This window comes from Halomonas sp. SS10-MC5, assembly GCF_015992245.1.
In the GTDB taxonomy this organism is placed as follows: domain Bacteria; phylum Pseudomonadota; class Gammaproteobacteria; order Pseudomonadales; family Halomonadaceae; genus Halomonas; species Halomonas sulfidoxydans.
Map to the genome: position 1 here is coordinate 4295393 of NZ_CP065435.1, position 15795 is coordinate 4311187.

At 67.6% G+C, this 15795-nt stretch carries 12 protein-coding genes; 5 read left to right on the forward strand and 7 right to left on the reverse strand.

Annotated elements, in window-relative coordinates; translation table 11 throughout:
- Positions 1-32 precede the first annotated feature (32 nt).
- The 7 genes from I4484_RS20135 to I4484_RS20165 form a co-directional block, all read right to left on the reverse strand.
- A complete protein-coding gene (locus tag I4484_RS20135; protein WP_197448924.1) occupies positions 33-1061 on the reverse strand; it encodes an amino acid ABC transporter substrate-binding protein in 1029 nt (342 codons plus the stop codon).
- A gap of 310 nt (positions 1062-1371) precedes the next feature.
- Complete coding sequence (gene ahpF, locus I4484_RS20140; RefSeq protein ID WP_197448925.1) at positions 1372-2928, reverse strand: alkyl hydroperoxide reductase subunit F; 1557 nt, start codon at positions 2926-2928, stop codon at positions 1372-1374.
- Positions 2929-3103: 175 nt separating this feature from the next.
- Entirely contained in the window at positions 3104-3667 is a 564-nt protein-coding gene (ahpC, locus tag I4484_RS20145; RefSeq protein WP_197448926.1) for an alkyl hydroperoxide reductase subunit C, read from the reverse strand.
- 129 nt (positions 3668-3796) lie between these two features.
- Positions 3797-4201 (reverse strand): ribonucleotide reductase subunit alpha, encoded by a 405-nt coding sequence (locus I4484_RS20150; RefSeq protein WP_197448927.1) that lies wholly within the window; start codon positions 4199-4201, stop codon positions 3797-3799.
- 111 nt (positions 4202-4312) lie between these two features.
- Positions 4313-5473: a ChaN family lipoprotein gene (locus I4484_RS20155; protein WP_197448928.1), complete on the reverse strand. Its 1161-nt coding sequence runs from the start codon at positions 5471-5473 to the stop codon at positions 4313-4315.
- Positions 5474-5529: 56 nt separating this feature from the next.
- Positions 5530-6834, reverse strand: coding sequence for an MFS transporter (locus I4484_RS20160; protein ID WP_197448929.1), 1305 nt, complete (start codon positions 6832-6834; stop codon positions 5530-5532).
- A gap of 130 nt (positions 6835-6964) precedes the next feature.
- Positions 6965-9175: a S8 family serine peptidase gene (locus I4484_RS20165; protein ID WP_234283684.1), complete on the reverse strand. Its 2211-nt coding sequence runs from the start codon at positions 9173-9175 to the stop codon at positions 6965-6967.
- Between the two features lie 246 nt (positions 9176-9421).
- Between I4484_RS20165 and I4484_RS20170 the strand changes: the two genes are divergently transcribed.
- The 5 genes from I4484_RS20170 to fdhE all read left to right on the forward strand — a co-directional run bounded on the left by I4484_RS20170 (position 9422) and on the right by fdhE (position 15700).
- Positions 9422-9847, forward strand: coding sequence for a hypothetical protein (locus I4484_RS20170; RefSeq protein ID WP_197448931.1), 426 nt, complete (start codon positions 9422-9424; stop codon positions 9845-9847).
- A 211-nt stretch (positions 9848-10058) separates the two neighbouring features.
- Complete coding sequence (gene fdnG / locus I4484_RS20175; RefSeq protein ID WP_197448932.1) at positions 10059-13127, forward strand: formate dehydrogenase-N subunit alpha; 3069 nt, start codon at positions 10059-10061, stop codon at positions 13125-13127.
- Between the two features lie 28 nt (positions 13128-13155).
- Entirely contained in the window at positions 13156-14085 is a 930-nt protein-coding gene (gene fdxH, locus I4484_RS20180) for a formate dehydrogenase subunit beta (RefSeq protein ID WP_197448933.1), read from the forward strand.
- A complete protein-coding gene (locus I4484_RS20185) occupies positions 14082-14777 on the forward strand; it encodes a formate dehydrogenase subunit gamma (protein ID WP_197448934.1) in 696 nt (231 codons plus the stop codon). The genes fdxH and I4484_RS20185 overlap by 4 nt, the downstream gene beginning before the upstream one ends.
- Positions 14774-15700 (forward strand): formate dehydrogenase accessory protein FdhE, encoded by a 927-nt coding sequence (fdhE, locus tag I4484_RS20190; RefSeq protein WP_197448935.1) that lies wholly within the window; start codon positions 14774-14776, stop codon positions 15698-15700. Before I4484_RS20185 ends, fdhE begins: the two co-directional genes overlap by 4 nt.
- The last annotated feature ends 95 nt before the right edge of the window (positions 15701-15795 follow it).

Below are 15795 nucleotides of genomic sequence, written 5' to 3' on the forward strand. Positions count from 1 at the left end.
GGGGCATCGCGACGATGCCCCGGGCGGTACGATCAGCGAATCGGCGGTGCGTACTGGATGCCGCCCTCGGTCCACAGCGCGTTGACGCCGCGCTCGATCTCGAGCGGTGAGCTCATGCCCACGTTGCGGTCATAGCTCTCGCCGTAGTTGCCGACCTGCTTGATGATGTTGTAGGCCCAGTCGGCCTCGAGACCCATCGCCTCGCCGTAGTTGCCGTCGCGGCCCAGCAGGCGGGCGACGTCGGGGTTATCGGACTCGAGCATCTCGTCGACGTTGTCGCTGGTGATGCCCATCTCCTCGGCGTTGAGCATGGCGAACAGCGACCACTTGACGATGTTGAACCACTTGTCGTCACCCTGGCGCACCACCGGGCCCAGCGGCTCCTTGGAGATGATCTCGGGCAGGATGACCGACTGGTCCGGGTCGGAGAGCTGAATGCGCAGCGCGGCCAGCTGCGAGGTATCGGAGGTCAGCACGTCGCAGCGGCCGGCCTCGTAGCCGCCCACGGTCTGCTCGGAGGTGTCGAAGACGATGGGGTCGAACTCCATGCCATTGGCACGGAAGTAGTCGGCTACGTTGAGCTCGGTGGTGGTGCCCGACTGCACGCAGATCGCCGCACCGTCGAGCTCCTTAGCGCTGGAGACGCCGAGGTCCTTGTTGATCATGAAGCCGATACCGTCGTAGAAGGTCACGCCGGTGAAGTTCAGGCCCAGGGTGGTGTCGCGGGTGGTGGTCCAGGTGGTGTTGCGCGAGAGCACGTCGACCTCGCCGGACTGCAGCGCGGTGAAGCGCTCCACGGCGTTGAGCGAGATGTAGCGAACCGCCTCGGAGTCGCCAAACACCGCCGCCGCCACGGCACGGCAGATGTCGACGTCCAGGCCCTGCCATTCGCCCTGGTCGTCCGGCGCGGAGAAGCCCGGCAGACCGTCGCTGACGCCGCACTGCACGGCGCCGCGCTCGCGGGTGTCGTCCAGGGTATCGGCGGAGGCGATGGCAGCGGTTCCCAGGGCCAGGGCCGCTGCGGAAGTGAGCAGCAGCCACTTGTTGTTGTTGTCGCGCATTGAAGATCCCTCGTAGGTCTGTTGTGTGTCTTGGACGATGCATGCCGAAGCATGTGCCCAGCACCTTAGCAAGGTTTGTTCCAATGCGGGGATAGCGCAGGCAAAACCCTTATTCAACGCTCGTGCCAGAGAAGATCCCGCCTGAACCACTGCTCCGTTCTGGTGTGCCAAGGCGCGGTTTGCGCCCCGCCTGTACGCCGGACCAGGCGTTCACCCGACCATAGGCGAGACGCCCCCGCAGGCCAAGCCTGCGGGGGCGTCTTGCGAGGGCGCCCGCCACACCGGGGAGCCCGGCCGATGCGAGCCGGCGTCAGTGGCGAATCAGGTAGTCGAAGGCACCCAGGGCGGCCTTCGAGCCCTCGCCCATGGCGATGACGATCTGCTTGTAGGGCACGGTGGTGACGTCGCCGGCGGCGAAGATACCGGGCACCGAGGCCATGCCGCGCTCGTCGACCACGATCTCGCCGCGCGGCGAGAGCTCGATCGACGAGTCGGTGAGCCACTCGGTATTGGGCACCAGGCCGATCTGCACGAAGATGCCTTCCAGCTCGAGCCGCTTGATCTCGCCGCTGGCGCGCTCCTCGTACGTCAGGCCGTTGACCCGGGTGCCGTCGCCGTTCACCTCGGTGGTGCGCGCGCCGAGGATGATCTCGACGTTGGGCAGGCTCTTCAGCTTCTTCTGCAGTACCGCGTCGGCGCGCAGCTCGTCCATGAACTCGATCAGCGTCACGTGGCCGACGATGCCGGCCAGGTCGATGGCCGCCTCAACGCCGGAGTTGCCGCCGCCGATCACCGCCACGCGCTTGCCCTTGAACAGCGGGCCGTCGCAGTGGGGGCAGTAGGCCACCCCCTTGTTGCGGTACTCCGCCTCGCCGGGCACGTTCATCTCGCGCCAGCGCGCGCCGGTGGAGAGGATCAGCGTCTTGCTCTTGAGGCGCGCGCCGGAGGCGAATTCCACCTCGTGCTCGCCGCCCTGGTCAGCCGCCGGAATCAGCTTCACGGCGCGCTGCAGGTTCATGATGTCGGCTTCGTACCCCTTGACGTGCTCCTCCAGCGCCGCGGCCAGCTTGGGACCTTCGGTGTAGGGCACGGAGATGAAGTTCTCGATCGCCATGGTATCGAGCACCTGGCCGCCGAAGCGTTCGGCCGCCACGCCGGTGCGGATGCCCTTGCGTGCGGCATAGATGGCCGCCGCGGCACCGGCCGGGCCGCCGCCCACCACCAGTACGTCGAACGGGTCCTTGTCGTTGAGCTTGGCCGCCTCGCGCTGGGCCGCACCGGTGTCGACCTTGGCCAGGATCTGCTCCAGGCTCATGCGCCCCTGGTCGAAGGGCTCGCCGTTGAGGTAGATGCTCGGCACCGACATCACCTGGCGCGCTTCGACCTCGTCCTGGAACAGCGCGCCGTCGATGGCGACGTGGCGCACGTTCGGGTTGAGGATCGCCATCAGGTTGAGCGCCTGCACCACGTCGGGGCAGTTCTGGCACGAGAGCGAATAGTAAGTCTCGAAGTGCAGCTCGCCCTCGAGCGCCTTGATCTGCTCGATGGTGTCGTCGCTAACCTTGGGCGGGTGGCCGCCGACCTGCAGCAGCGCCAGCACCAGCGAGGTGAACTCGTGGCCCATGGGAATGCCGGCGAACACCAGGCCGGTGTCCTCGCCGGGGCGATTCAGCGCGAAGGAGGGCTTGCGCGGGTCCGTGCCGTCGAGGCGCAAGGTGATCTTGTCGCAGAGGCTCTCGATGTCCTTGAGCAGTCCATGGAGCTCCTTGGACTTGGCGCCGTCATCGAGGGAGGCGACGATCTCGAACGGCTGCGTGACCTTCTGCAGGTAGGCTTTAAGCTGACTTTTCAGATTGTCGTCCAACATGACAGCGGGTTCCTTCATGTCTGGCTCATGAACTACGGCAAGACGCCTCCCTGACGCAGACCGGAGTCAGCGCGGGCCAGGGGCTTGCACGTCTGGGAAAGAGTGCCCGGGCAGAGCCTGCCCGGGCGGGGAATGCACGCGAGGTCAGGGGATTGCCTCGCGGATCGACCGATCCTTAGATCTTGCCGACCAGGTCCAGGGACGGGGCGAGCGTCTCTTCGCCTTCCTTCCACTTGGCCGGGCAGACCTCGTTCGGGTTGTTGCGCACGTACTGGGCGGCCTTCAGCTTGCGCAGGGTCTCAGCGACGTCGCGCGCGATCGCGTTGTCGTGGATCTCCTGGGTCTTGATCACACCTTCCGGATCGATCACGAAGGTGCCGCGCAGGGCCAGACCGGCTTCTTCGATGTGCACACCGAAGGCGCGGGTCAGCTGGTGGGTCGGGTCACCGACCAGCGGGAACTTGGCCTTGCCCACCGCCGGCGAAGTCTCGTGCCATACCTTGTGCGAGAAGTGGGTGTCGGTGGTGACGATGTAGACTTCGGCACCGGCCTTCTTGAACTCCTCGTAGTGCTCGGCGGCGTCCTCGACCTCGGTCGGGCAGTTGAAGGTGAACGCGGCCGGCATGAAGATCACCACGGACCACTGGCCCTTCAGGTTCTGTTCGGAGAGTTCGACGAACTCGCCGTTGTGAAAAGCGGTGGCCTTGAACGGCTGGACTTCGGTGTTGATCAGGGACATTCAGCAATGCTCCTTGTCATGGGGGTGGATGGCTCGAATACGGGGCACATCATATCCATCGCAACCGATAGGCGAAAATTGATTACCGCCATGGTTCCGATAAGGCTTGTCTATGGTGGCACCCGCGCCTCATTGCAAGGCCACCGCCTCCCCTTGACGATCCAGCGCCAGGAAGCGCTGGGTATTGCCCATCTGCAGCGATTCGACCATGCGCTGCAGATGGCTCTCGGCCTCGTCGCCGGTGGGCGCCTGCCGCCCCCTGCCCGACAGCGCGCCGACAAAGACGATGTCCCACTCGATTCCGGTGCGCTGCGACTCCGCGACCAGCGAAGCCATGTCGCTGAGTTCATCGGGCGCCTTGTCGACGCACAGCACCGGGGTCAACACGCCGCCCTCGCCCTGCTCGAAGCGCCGGCGCTGCTCCTCGGTGGGGTCGTCGGGCAGCTCGGCGCGGGTGAAGACGAACAGCAGCCGCTGCGGCTCGGGCTGGCGCCGCGCCTCTTCCAGCAGATCGGCGAAACGGGAAATGGCCAAGGCGGTCCTCCAGACGTTGCGGTCCCCGGGCATGGGGCGAAGTGGTCGTGCGCCGAGCGGACGGCGCAGGGGATACGATAGCGCATTCGCCCCTACCGTGCCTGACCTGGGTCAGTGCCCCGTCGCCTCGTGCGACGGGAAGCGCGCCAGCACCTCCCACTCCTCGCCGCGGCGGCGAATTTCCAGCGGCAGCAGGGTGCCGGGCGGCTGGCGGCGCACCTGCCCGACCAGGTCGGCGGGCTGTGATAGCGCTTTACCGGCCGCCCTGAGGATGACGTCACCCGCCACGAGCCCGGCCGCCTCCGCGACCGAGCCCTCGATCACCTCCTGCACCGCGACGCCCTCCCCGGCCGGTGCCAGCAAAATGCCGAGCTGCGGCGGGGCGGCCTCCGGCTCGGCGTGCTCGGCCATGCCGAACACGGCCTGCGCCACGCCTGCCGGCGGCGGCTCGCAATCGGCCTCGCCCGCCGGCCAGGGCAGCAGCGTGGCGTAATCATCGACGCCCAGGTCAACGAGCTGATGCGGCACACCGTGGCCGTACTGCAAGTGGCCCTGGCCGATCAGGCCGACCACCAGCGCGGCCTCGCCGGTCGCCTCCACCAGGCCGGTGGCCATGGCGCGGTCCCACACCAGCTGTGCCGCGATGAAGCGCTCGAGGCCTTCCCCGCCGTCGTCGCCGTTCACGTGTTGGGCGTGAATCTCGGCCAGGCGCTGACGATAGTCGGGCGAGGCCTCGGCCGGGGCGGTAATGCCGAAGCGCTCCGCTTCCGGCACCGCCGCCCAGCCCGCCTCGACCAACCGCCCACGCAGCTCGCGAGAGACGTTGATCGCCCTGAGCGGTACCCGATGCAGGCGGGCGAAGTGCAGGATCGGCAGGTAGAGCTCGGGGTCGAAGCCCCAAGCGTCGTACCAGTCGCTGGCCGCGAGGAAGGCCGCCTCGTCGAGCTCGCCCGCGACCCAGGCGTCCAGCGCCGGCTGCGCCTCTCGGGGCAGCATTTCCAGGCCGATCGCCATGTCCGGGCGCAGCGCATGAAGCCCGGCCAGGGTGTGCAGCTGCCAGCGGTGGTGGTCAATGCGGTCGTGCCGTTCGCCGAGCAGCACCACGTCGCGCCCGGCGAGCTCGGCGAACAGCGCGGCACCATCCAGGCGCTCGTCACCGGGCCGCTGCCATTGGCCGGGGTCGGGGCAGGAATCGGCGTGCAGCGGCAGCGACGCCAGGGACAGGCAGGCTGCCACGGCCAGCACACGGAACGGGGCGAACGAGTCTCGCATCGGCATCTCCCATCAGGCTGCCGTCATGATGACGCATTGCGCCTCCCCGGGCAGCATCAGGCGGCCTCCTGCGACACCTCGTCGCCATGGCCCTCCTCGAAGTGGAATTCCAGCTGGGTCGGTTCCAGGCGCGGATCGAGCTCGGTGAAGTGCGGCGTCTCCAGCGTCGGCACCGCGACGAAGGGCTCCTGCTCGACCTCCTCCACCGGCACGCCGGGGCGGCGGCGCAGGCGCAGCGCCACGAATAGCGCCAGCACGAGCGAGATACCACCGAGGAAGGCCCACAGCCCGTCGGGGCCGATCGCCTGCATCACCAGCGACGCCGAGAACGGGCCGATGATCGAACCGATGCCGTACCAGATCATCAGCTTGGCGTTGGCGGCGACGATCTCGCCGGGCTCGAGCCAGTCGTTGGTGTGGGCCAGGCTCAGGGCGTAGAGGGTATGCAGCATGGCGGTATGGAAGCAGGCCACCAGCACCAGTAGCCAGAAGTCGATACGCACCAGCATCGACACCAGCGCGCCCGAGATCGTCATCACCACGGCCATGCCGAGGATCACCTTGCGCCGGTCGATACGATCGGAAAGCCGCCCGAGCCCCCACTGGGCGAACAGCGCCACCATGGTGGTGATCGCCATGAAGCGGGCCGTCTCCCCGGTGGAGAGGCCGATCTCCTGGCCATAGAAGGGCGTCATGGCGAAGAAGGACTGCACCATCAGCCCGGCGGTGAAGGCACCCACCAGCCCTACCGGAGCACGCTTGAACAGCGCCTTGAGGCGAATCTTCCGGGGCTGGATGTCGTGGGTCTGGCGCGGGCCGTGGATGCGCACGATCGACAGCGGCACCAGCGCCAGGGCGAACAGCATGCCAACGATGGAGAATAGCGCCGGCCCGGCCGGGTCGGCCAGGTTGAGCATCCACTGCCCGCCGGCCAGCGACAGGGTCGAGAGAATCATGTAGAGCGCCAGCACCCGGCCACGGTTGTCGTTGGTCGACTCCCCCGAGACCCACGACTCCATCACCATCAGCATGCCCGCCGTGGCCACCCCGCCGAGCAGGCGCCAGGCCAGCCAGGCCCAGGGGTTGACCCACAGGCCGTGGAGCATGGCGGTGACCGCCAGGATCCCCGCGCAGGCGGCGAACACGCGGATATGGCCGACACTGCGGATACGCTTCTCCAGCGCATAACTGCCCAGCACGAAGCCGAGCGAGAAGCTCGACATCAGCAGGCCCGCCATGTGCGAGGGGAAACCCTCGATGGACATGCGTACCCCGAGCAGGGTCATGATCAGGCCATGCCCGAGCAGGAAACTGATTTCGCAGACGAACAGGATCGGAAGGGTCGCCGGTAGACTGCGCAAGGTGCCACTCCATTGACGATGCCGGACGCGGCATGACACCGCATCCGGCAGGGTTCATGCGCGCATCAGTGTAGAGCGTTTCTGCGGACGGTCGCCAGCCGCAAGCCGGCTTGGGTGCCATGCAGCAGCGTCAGAAGGCAACCTCATAGTTGAGCAGCAGGGTGGTATCGGAGCGGGCATCTCGATCATGCCCGGGCTCCACGGTGTGATTGAGGTTGAACCCGACGGCCCCGCGCCGCTGGGTCTGATAGCGGTAGCCCAGCTCGAACTCCTGCTGGCGACCGCTCGGGGACAGCGAGACGCTACGCTCCTCGGTGATCACCTCCCCGGCCAGGGTCCGGCCCACGGGAACGGAAAGCGTGGCCTCGGCGGAGCCGATACGCATCGGCTGGCGGTAGGCGAACGCCGTAGTGTGCCGTTCACCCCGACGCTGCAGGCCTATGGCCATCTCCTCGACCCGCGCGATGTCGATGTGCTGAATGAAGCCATGACCTTCGGCCTCCCCACGGCCCCGGTCGTAGTGGGCGAAGGCCTGCCAGTGCCGGCCCAGCCGGGCGTCAAGCCCCAGGCTGGCGAAACCGGTGCGATTGCGCTCGCCCAGTGTCAGCATGCCACTACCCTGCCCGCCCAGCAGGCCGTGGCGCTCATCGAGCACGCCAACGGTCGTGCTGACACCCAACTGCGGCGAAAGCTCGAAACGCATTCCCACATCGCTGCGGCTGGCCTGGTACTCCTCGTCCAGCGCGGCCCCCCACTCGGCGCCGTCCCCCATCCAGTGACGCGCCTGGAGAGTGGCTCGCTCGGTCAGTGCATAGTCGTTGCGCAACCCATGCACGGTGCCCAGCCCTCGGGTCAAGTCGGAGCCACCCTGGAAGGCGAGCAGCGGCATGATGCCCGACTCGGCGTAGGCGCTGGCGGGATCCGCCTCGTCGCCGGCAAAACGGGTGAGCGTCCAGTCGCTGCGCCCGAAGCGACCATCGAGGCGGCTGGCAAGAGTCTCGCCATGGCCATCTCGCTGCGTGGACCAGCTCAGCGCTCCCGCGCTGCCCCGCAGCTCCTGGCGCTGATCGGGCGATGCGCTGGAGAGTCGCGACATACGGCTGCGCTGTCTTGCCTCGTGCGAGTCCCGGCGAAAGCTGTGCCCGGACAGGTCGATGCGATAGTCGCGGCCCAGCTCATCGAAGGCGGCCACGTCGGCTAGCGCCCCCGAACTGGCGAGGCTGTCACCGTAGGCACCGGAGAGCTGAACCAGGCTCTGCTCCAGAGACTGAGTGCCCTCGTCCAGATGACTTCCCGAAGCCAGCGCCAGCGAGCCCGCGGGCGCCAGCGCAGCGTCCAGGTCCGCCTCGCCCTGGCCAAGATAGTAATAGCCGCAGTTGATGTCCCCGCCCTCGCCACAGCTCTCGTCCTGGTAGAGCGATGAGCTGCGGTCAGCCGTATCCAGGAGAAGCTGGGACACCGTGGCAGCATCCAGGTGAGGCCAGAGCGAGATCATCGCCGCAGCGTAGCCGGCCACCTGGGGCGCGGCGATTGAGGTCCCCGCCCACACTCCGTAAGCGTCGTCCTCGGAGGCATCGGCGGCGGTCTGGCGCCACGGCGCGGTGAGAAAGCGCGCCTGCCAGTCGCTGTCCTCTCCCGGGTGGTTGCTGTTCGTGGCCAACCGGATATCGCCCTCGTCACGCACCGAGCCGCCAACGATGAGCATGCGCGAATAGATGTCGTCGTATTGGTGAATGGGCCGGTCGGCCTGCAGCGCCTTGCCGTCGTTGCCCGCCGCGACCACGTAGACGCTGCCCAGTCCGTCGTTGCTGTTCACGATCCTGCCCAATGACTCGAGCGAGTTGACACCCAGGTAAGAAGCGCTCGGAGAAGGCGCATTGGCACGACCGCTCCAGCTATGGTTGATCACCCTGGCGCCTTCGTCGGCCAGATACCCGACGCTGTGGTCGAGTACATTGGTCGCGGCGCGGCCTGGGTCGCTATCGGACGAAACCTTGGCCAGGTAGAGCGCCGGGCTGGCATCCCCCTGCTCTATCAGCGACGCCACGGCGGTGCCATGCCCCTCGTCACCACTGACATCGCCACTTCCATCCACGAGATTGACGGTGGTGCGGAGCAAGGGTGCCAGTGACTCGTGGGTGATTCGAAAACCCGTGTCGGCTACCCCCACCACCACTCCCGCTTTGTCGAAGGAGCGGAGAGTGGGGTTCGGTGCAGACTCATGTATGCCGTCTTGGTTGGTGGGCTTGGTGCCGCCGCCACCGCCGCCACCGCCGCCGCAGGCAGACAGACCGACGACCAGGGGCAGGAGCCAGGGTGTTGTGATTCGGGAAGTAGGCATGAGTTGCGAGAACAAGCGAAGCGCCCTCTCCTCCTTGCGGAATGCAGCGTGGGTATGGATGCCAGGAAACTGGTCGAGATGCAGGATAAGGCGTCTCCTGTCCGCCCAAGTCGCGATAAACGAAGTTTTAACGTCGCTATTCCTTCACTCGCCGGCGTTCTCTGCCTCGATTCGTTTTCGTCTACGCCGCGAGGGGTCTACGCTGAGATAACCACGCCTGACCCGACCGCGATTAGGAGGTTTTAGATGGCAAGGATGCGCAACCCGGCATGCCGGCGCCTGGGCTGGCTCGTCGCCCTGGCGGCCGCCGTCTGGCTGACCGCCGCCGGCGCGGAGGAGCGTACGGCATCGCCCGGCGGGGGCGCGGCGGGCCTTGACCCCGCCGAGACCATCGAGCCGCCCGACGTCGACACCGGCCAGCACGGCACCAGCAGCGGCATCACCCACTCGGACATGGGCCAGCAGGAAGAGGGCTCCGGCAGCGGCCAGACCCAGGGTGACGACATGCACCAGACCCCTGCGGCGGGCTCCGACGCCGGCCCCGACTACGAAGTCCAGACCCCCGAACGCGAGGCAGAACCCGAGCAGCAGACGCTGCCTGACGACCCGCTGGGTGCCGAGGACGAAGGCCGGCGGGAAGACGGCGAGCCGCAGAGCAGCAACGAACAATAAGGCGGCACTGAACAATGGACGACGTCGCTACGCATCGTAACAAGTCGTTCGGCAGCGCCTGCCGAGAACCGCTACGCTTTGCGTAGAACATGCACACGCCGCCTTGGGCGCAAGGCCCGCAGCGTGCCGAGAACGACAAAGCGGTGACAAGACCGACCGTGATAGCGACCAGGCAGAACAAGAGGGTATAGAAACCAGGCAGGAGGCCTCCATGACCCTTCGGGTGACACGCAGACAATTCTTCAAGCTAGGTGCGGCGGGAATGGCCACGTCCAGCATGGCCATGATGGGCTTCGCCCCGGAACCCGCCGTTGCTTCGATCCGCCATTTCAAGCTGACCGGTGCCAAGGTCACGCGCAGCAACTGCACCTACTGTTCGGTGGGCTGCGGCGTGCTGCTCTACAGCCGCGGCGATGCGGCGATCAACGTCGTCGACGACATCTACCACGTCGAGGGCGATCCGGACCATCCGGTGAGTCGCGGCTCGCTGTGCCCCAAGGGCGCCGGGCTGCTCGACTACATCAAGAGCGACTCCCGGCTGCGCTACCCCCAGGTACGCGAGGCCGGCAGCGACGAGTGGAAGCGGATCTCCTGGGACGAGGCCCTGGAGCGCATCGCACGCCACATGAAGGATGACCGCGACGCCAATTTCGAGACCGACGACGAGGACGGCAACACCGTCAATCGCTGGACCACCACCGGCATGCTGGCGGCCTCGGCCTCGACCAACGAGACCGCCTACCTGACGCACAAGGTGGTTCGCAGCCTCGGCATGGTGGCGTTCGACAACCAGGCGCGTGTCTGACACGGACCGACGGTGGCAGGTCTTGCCCCAACATTCGGTCGCGGTGCCATGACCAACCACTGGGTCGACATTCGCAATGCCGACCTGATCATCGTGATGGGCGGCAACCCTGCCGAAGCGCATCCGGTGGGCTTCCGCTGGGTGATGGAAGCGCGTGAGCACAACGACGCACGGCTGGTGGTGGTGGACCCCCGCTTCAACCGCACGGCGGCGGTAGCGGACGATTACGCCGAGATCCGCACCGGCACCGACATCGCCTTCCTCGGCGGGTTGATCCACTACCTGATCGAGAGCGGCCGGTTCCACCGCGACTACGTGCGCGCCTATACCGACGCCAGCCTGATCGTCAGCCCCGAGTTCGGCTTCGAGGACGGCCTGTTCACCGGCTACGACGCCGATAGCGGCGAATACGACAAATCGAGCTGGCAGTACGAGTACGACGACGATGGCCACGCCCGGCGCGACGAGTCGCTCGAGCATCCACGCTGCGTGTTCCAGCTGATGCGCCGACACTACGGCCGCTACACCCTCGACGTGGTGAACTCGGTGTGCGGCACGCCGCGCGAGAAGATTCAGCGGGTCTGGGACGCGATGGCCGAGACGGCCGCGCCCGACAAGACCATGACCTTTCTCTATGCGCTGGGCTGGACACAGCACTCGATCGGCTCGCAGATCATCCGCACCGCGGCCATCGTCCAGCTGCTGCTGGGCAACATGGGCATGCGCGGCGGCGGGGTCAACGCCCTGCGCGGCCACTCCAACATCCAGGGCCTGACCGACCTCGGCCTGCTCTCCAACCTGCTGCCCGGCTACCTGAGGCTGCCGAGCGCCGACGAGCAGGAGTACGACGAGTACATCCTGGAGCGGGCGCGGCCGCCCCTGGTGGAAGACGAGGTCTCCTACTGGCGCCACTACGAGCGCTTCCACGTCAGCCTGATGAAGGCGTGGTTCGGCGCGGCGGCCCGCGAAGAGAACGACTGGCGCTACGACTGGCTGCCGAAGCTGGGCGTGGATCTCTACGATATCCTGCACACCTTCGAGCGCATGCACCAGGGCGAGGTCAACGGCTATATCTGCCAGGGTTTCAATCCGCTGGCGGCGTTCCCGCACAAGGCCAAGATCACCGAGTCGCTGTCGCGGCTGAAATATCTCGTGGTGATCGACCCCTTGCGCACCGAGACGGCGGAGTTCTGGAAGAACCACGGCGAGTTCCACGACGTCGACCCGGCGGCGATCGACACCGAGGTGTTCCGTCTACCCACCACCTGCTTCGCCGAGGAGGACGGCACCATCGTCAACAGCTCGCGCTGGCTGCAGTGGTTCTGGGCCGCGGCACCGCCGCCGGGCGAGGCGCGCGCCGACACGGCGATCATGGCCGGTATCTTCCTGCGCCTGCAGCGGCTCTACCGGGAGGAGGGCGGCGCCTTCGCCGAGCCGCTGCTCAACCTGCACTGGCCCTACCGCCGCCCCGAGGAGCCGAGCCCCGAGGAGCTGGCCCGCGAGTACAACGGCTGGGCGCTGGAGGACGTCGTCGACGAGGAGCGCAACCTGGTGATCCGCGCCGGCGAGCAGCTCGAGGATTTCGGCATGCTGCGCGCCGACGGCTCCACCGCCTGCGGCTGCTGGCTGTTCGCCGGCTGCTGGACCGAGGGCGGCAACCAGATGGTGCGCCGCGACAACTCCGACCCCTACGGCACCGGCCAGACGCTGGGCTGGGCCTGGTCGTGGCCGGCCAACCGCCGCATCCTCTACAACCGCGCCAGTGCCCGCCCCGACGGCACGCCCTGGGCGCCGCGCAAGGCCGTGGTGTGGTGGAACGGCCAGCGCTGGGTCGGCAACGACGTGCCCGACTTCCCGCCCACCTCCGCCCCCGGCGACGGCCAGGCACCCTTCATCATGAACCAGACCGGCCGCGGCCAGATCTTCGCCCGCGATCGCATGAACGAAGGGCCGTTTCCCGAGCACTACGAGCCCTTCGAGACGCCGATCGCCAACAACCCGCTGCACCCGGACAACCCCCTGGCCAAGCACAACCCGGGAGCCCGGGTATTCGAGCGGGATCGCGAGAACTTCGGTACCTTCGAGGAGTTCCCCCACGCCGCGACCAGCTATCGCCTGACCGAACATTTTCACTACTGGACGATGCACAACCGGCTCAATGCCATCGCCCAACCGGAGAAGTTCGTCGAGATCGGCGCGAGCCTGGCCGAGGAGCTGGGCATCGCCAAGGGCGACCGCGTGCGGGTCAGCTCCAAGCGCGGCCACATCGAGGCCGTGGCGGTGGTGACCAAGCGCATCCGGCCGCTGCAGGTCGCCGGCCGGACCGTGCATCAGGTCGGCATCCCGCTGCACTGGGGCTTTCTCGGCGAGACCAGGAAGTCCTACCTGACCAACACCCTGACGCCATCCGTCGGCGACGCCAACACCCAGACGCCGGAATACAAGTCGTTCCTGGTGCGGGTCGAGAAGCTATAGGGCCAGGGAAAGGACCAAGGAGGCGAGCATGCGAGGAGACCAGATCAACCTGCAGAACGTCATCGCCCGCTCGGCGACCCAGGTGCCCTCCCCTCAGGAGCGCAGCGACGGCGTCGAACGCGTGACCAAGCTGATCGACGTGTCACGCTGCATCGGCTGCAAGGCGTGCCAGGTCGCCTGCGCCGAGTGGAACGACCTGCGCGACGAGGTGGGCCACAACGTGGGGGAGTACGACAACCCGCTCGACCTCACCCCCGACACCTGGCAGGTGATGCGCTTCGACGAGTACGAGGACGAGCAGGGCAACCTCGAGTGGCTGATCCGCAAGGACAACTGCATGCACTGCGCCGAGCCGGGCTGCCTCGAGGCGTGCCCGGCGCCCGGCGCCATCGTGCAATATGCCAACGGCATCGTCGACTTCAACTCGGAGCACTGCATCGGCTGCGGCTACTGCGTGTCGGGGTGCCCCTTCGACGTGCCGCGTATCTCGAAGAAGGACCACAAGGCCTACAAGTGCACGCTCTGCTCCGATCGGGTGTTCCACGGCCTGGAGCCGGCCTGCGTGAAGTCCTGCCCCACCGGCTCGATCATGTTCGGCACCCGCGAGGAGATGCTCGGCCTGGCCGAGACCCGCACGGACTTCCTCAAGGGCCGCGGCTACGACAACGCCGGGGTCTACAACCCCGAGGGGGTCGACGGCACCCACGTGATCTACGTGCTGCAGCACGCCGACCGGCCGGGACTCTACAGCCACTTGCCCGAAGACCCGCGCATCAGCCCGCTGGTCGACGCCTGGAAGGGCGTGACCAAGCCGCTGGCATCAATGGCGATCGGCATCGCCGCCCTGACCGGCTTCTTCCACTACGTCACCGCCGGCCCCAAGGTGCACGGCGAGGAGGACGAGGCGGCGGTGCGCGAGGACGAGGCCCGCGAACGTGAACGGGAGGAGCGCCCATGAGCCTGGCCAAATCAGACCCCCCACTGCAGCGCTACAGCGTCTGGAACCGGCTCAACCACTGGCTCGTCGCGATCAGCTTCGTGCTGCTGGTGTTGAGCGGGCTGCCGTTCTTCCACCCCTTCTTCTGGTCGCTGACGGCGCTGTTCGGCGGGCCGACCATGACCCGCATCCTGCATCCCTACATCGGGCTGTTCATGACGCTGATGTTCCTGTTCATGGCGGTCGCCTTCTTCAAGGAGAGCCTGATCAAGCGCCGCGACCTCCAGTGGCTCAGGCAGATCCGCGACGTACTGGCCAACCGCGACGAGAGGCTGCCGCCGGTGGGCAAGAACAACGCCGGCCAGAAGCTGGTCTACTGGATCATGCTCGGCTGTATCGTCCTGCTGCTGGTCACCGGCCTGCTGATCTGGCAGCCCTACTTCGCCGGGGCCGTACCCATCACCCTGCGTCGGCTGGCGTCGCTGGGGCATGCCGCGGTCGCCTTCGTCGCCATCCTCACCCTGATCATCCATGTCTACTCGGGTATCTGGGTCAAGGGCTCGTTCCAGGCCATGGTGCGCGGCCGGGTGAGCTGGGCCTGGGCGCGCCACCACCACGGCCTGTGGTACGAGGAGGAGCGCGAGAAGGCGCGCAAGCGGCGCGCGATCGACCGCCGCCACGCCACCCCCACGAACCGACAGGAGTCGCCGTGACCCACGCCTTCGGCAATGCCCCCACCGGGATGATGCAGCCCCCCGAGGTGCGCCTGCCCGACCACGATCACTTCGCCCGCCGCGCCCGACGCCTGCGAGAGCTCGCCGACCGCGTCGCCCCGCTCGGCGACTTCCTGCGCTTCATGGCGCAGCTGGCCCAGGCCCAGCAGGTAGCCCTCGAGCGCGCCGCGCCGGCCTGGCAGCCCGAGCCCCAGGCCTTCGCGCTGGCGCTCGCACACGGCATGCCGCCGCTCAACGTGCAGGCGCTGCGCGAAACCATCGACCTCGCGGCCGAGCTCGACGCCCTGCTGGGTGCCCTCGAGCTGCACGTCGGCGAAGCCCAGCGCCCGCTGCTCGACGCCCTGCGCCGGCGGCCGCCGGAGGAGATCGAGCGGCTGGCGGACGACGTGCTCGCCGGCGCGGCCGGCGACGAGCGGACCCGCGGGCTGATGCCGCTGGTGGCCGCCGCGCTGCAGGTCGTCTGGCTGCGTCTGGCGCGCACGCTGCCCGAGGCACCGGCCCGCCCGGCCGGCGAGGCGCGCACCCTGTGCCCCAGCTGCGGCTCGCCGCCGCTGGCCAGCGTGATCGAAGCCGACCCGCGCTACAACGGCGTGCGCTACCTGCAGTGCGGGCTGTGCGCCACCCAGTGGTACCTGGAACGCTCGATCTGCAGCGTCTGCGAACAGAGCGGCAGGCTCGACTACTTCAGCCTGACGCAGGAGAGCGACGAGGCCGCGCCCCTGCCGGCCCAGGCCGAGGCCTGCGGCGACTGCGGCAGCTACCTCAAGGTCTTCGTGCGGGAACTCGACGCCGGGGCCGAACCGCTGGCCGACGATCTCGCCAGCCTCGCCCTCGACCTGCTGCTCGGCGAAGAGGGACGCTACCGACGCAGCGGGGCCAACCCGCTGCTCATCGTCGAATAGCCGCGCCTGCATGGACGCCTCCCGGCCCGACATGCTATGCCATAAGGATAACCCACCCCGTCTGGACAAGGACCAGCGACCCGGCATGGACATGA

Coding starts and splice junctions, on each gene's coding strand:
- I4484_RS20185 (WP_197448934.1), top strand. CDS start 14,082: ATGAGCCTGGCCAAATCAGACCCCCCACTGCAGCGCTACAGCGTCTGG.
- I4484_RS20165 (WP_234283684.1), bottom strand. CDS start 9,175: ATGCCTACTTCCCGAATCACAACACCCTGGCTCCTGCCCCTGGTCGTC.
- fdxH (WP_197448933.1), top strand. CDS start 13,156: ATGCGAGGAGACCAGATCAACCTGCAGAACGTCATCGCCCGCTCGGCG.
- I4484_RS20135 (WP_197448924.1), bottom strand. CDS start 1,061: ATGCGCGACAACAACAACAAGTGGCTGCTGCTCACTTCCGCAGCGGCC.
- I4484_RS20170 (WP_197448931.1), top strand. CDS start 9,422: ATGGCAAGGATGCGCAACCCGGCATGCCGGCGCCTGGGCTGGCTCGTC.
- ahpF (WP_197448925.1), bottom strand. CDS start 2,928: ATGTTGGACGACAATCTGAAAAGTCAGCTTAAAGCCTACCTGCAGAAG.
- ahpC (WP_197448926.1), bottom strand. CDS start 3,667: ATGTCCCTGATCAACACCGAAGTCCAGCCGTTCAAGGCCACCGCTTTT.
- I4484_RS20155 (WP_197448928.1), bottom strand. CDS start 5,473: ATGCGAGACTCGTTCGCCCCGTTCCGTGTGCTGGCCGTGGCAGCCTGC.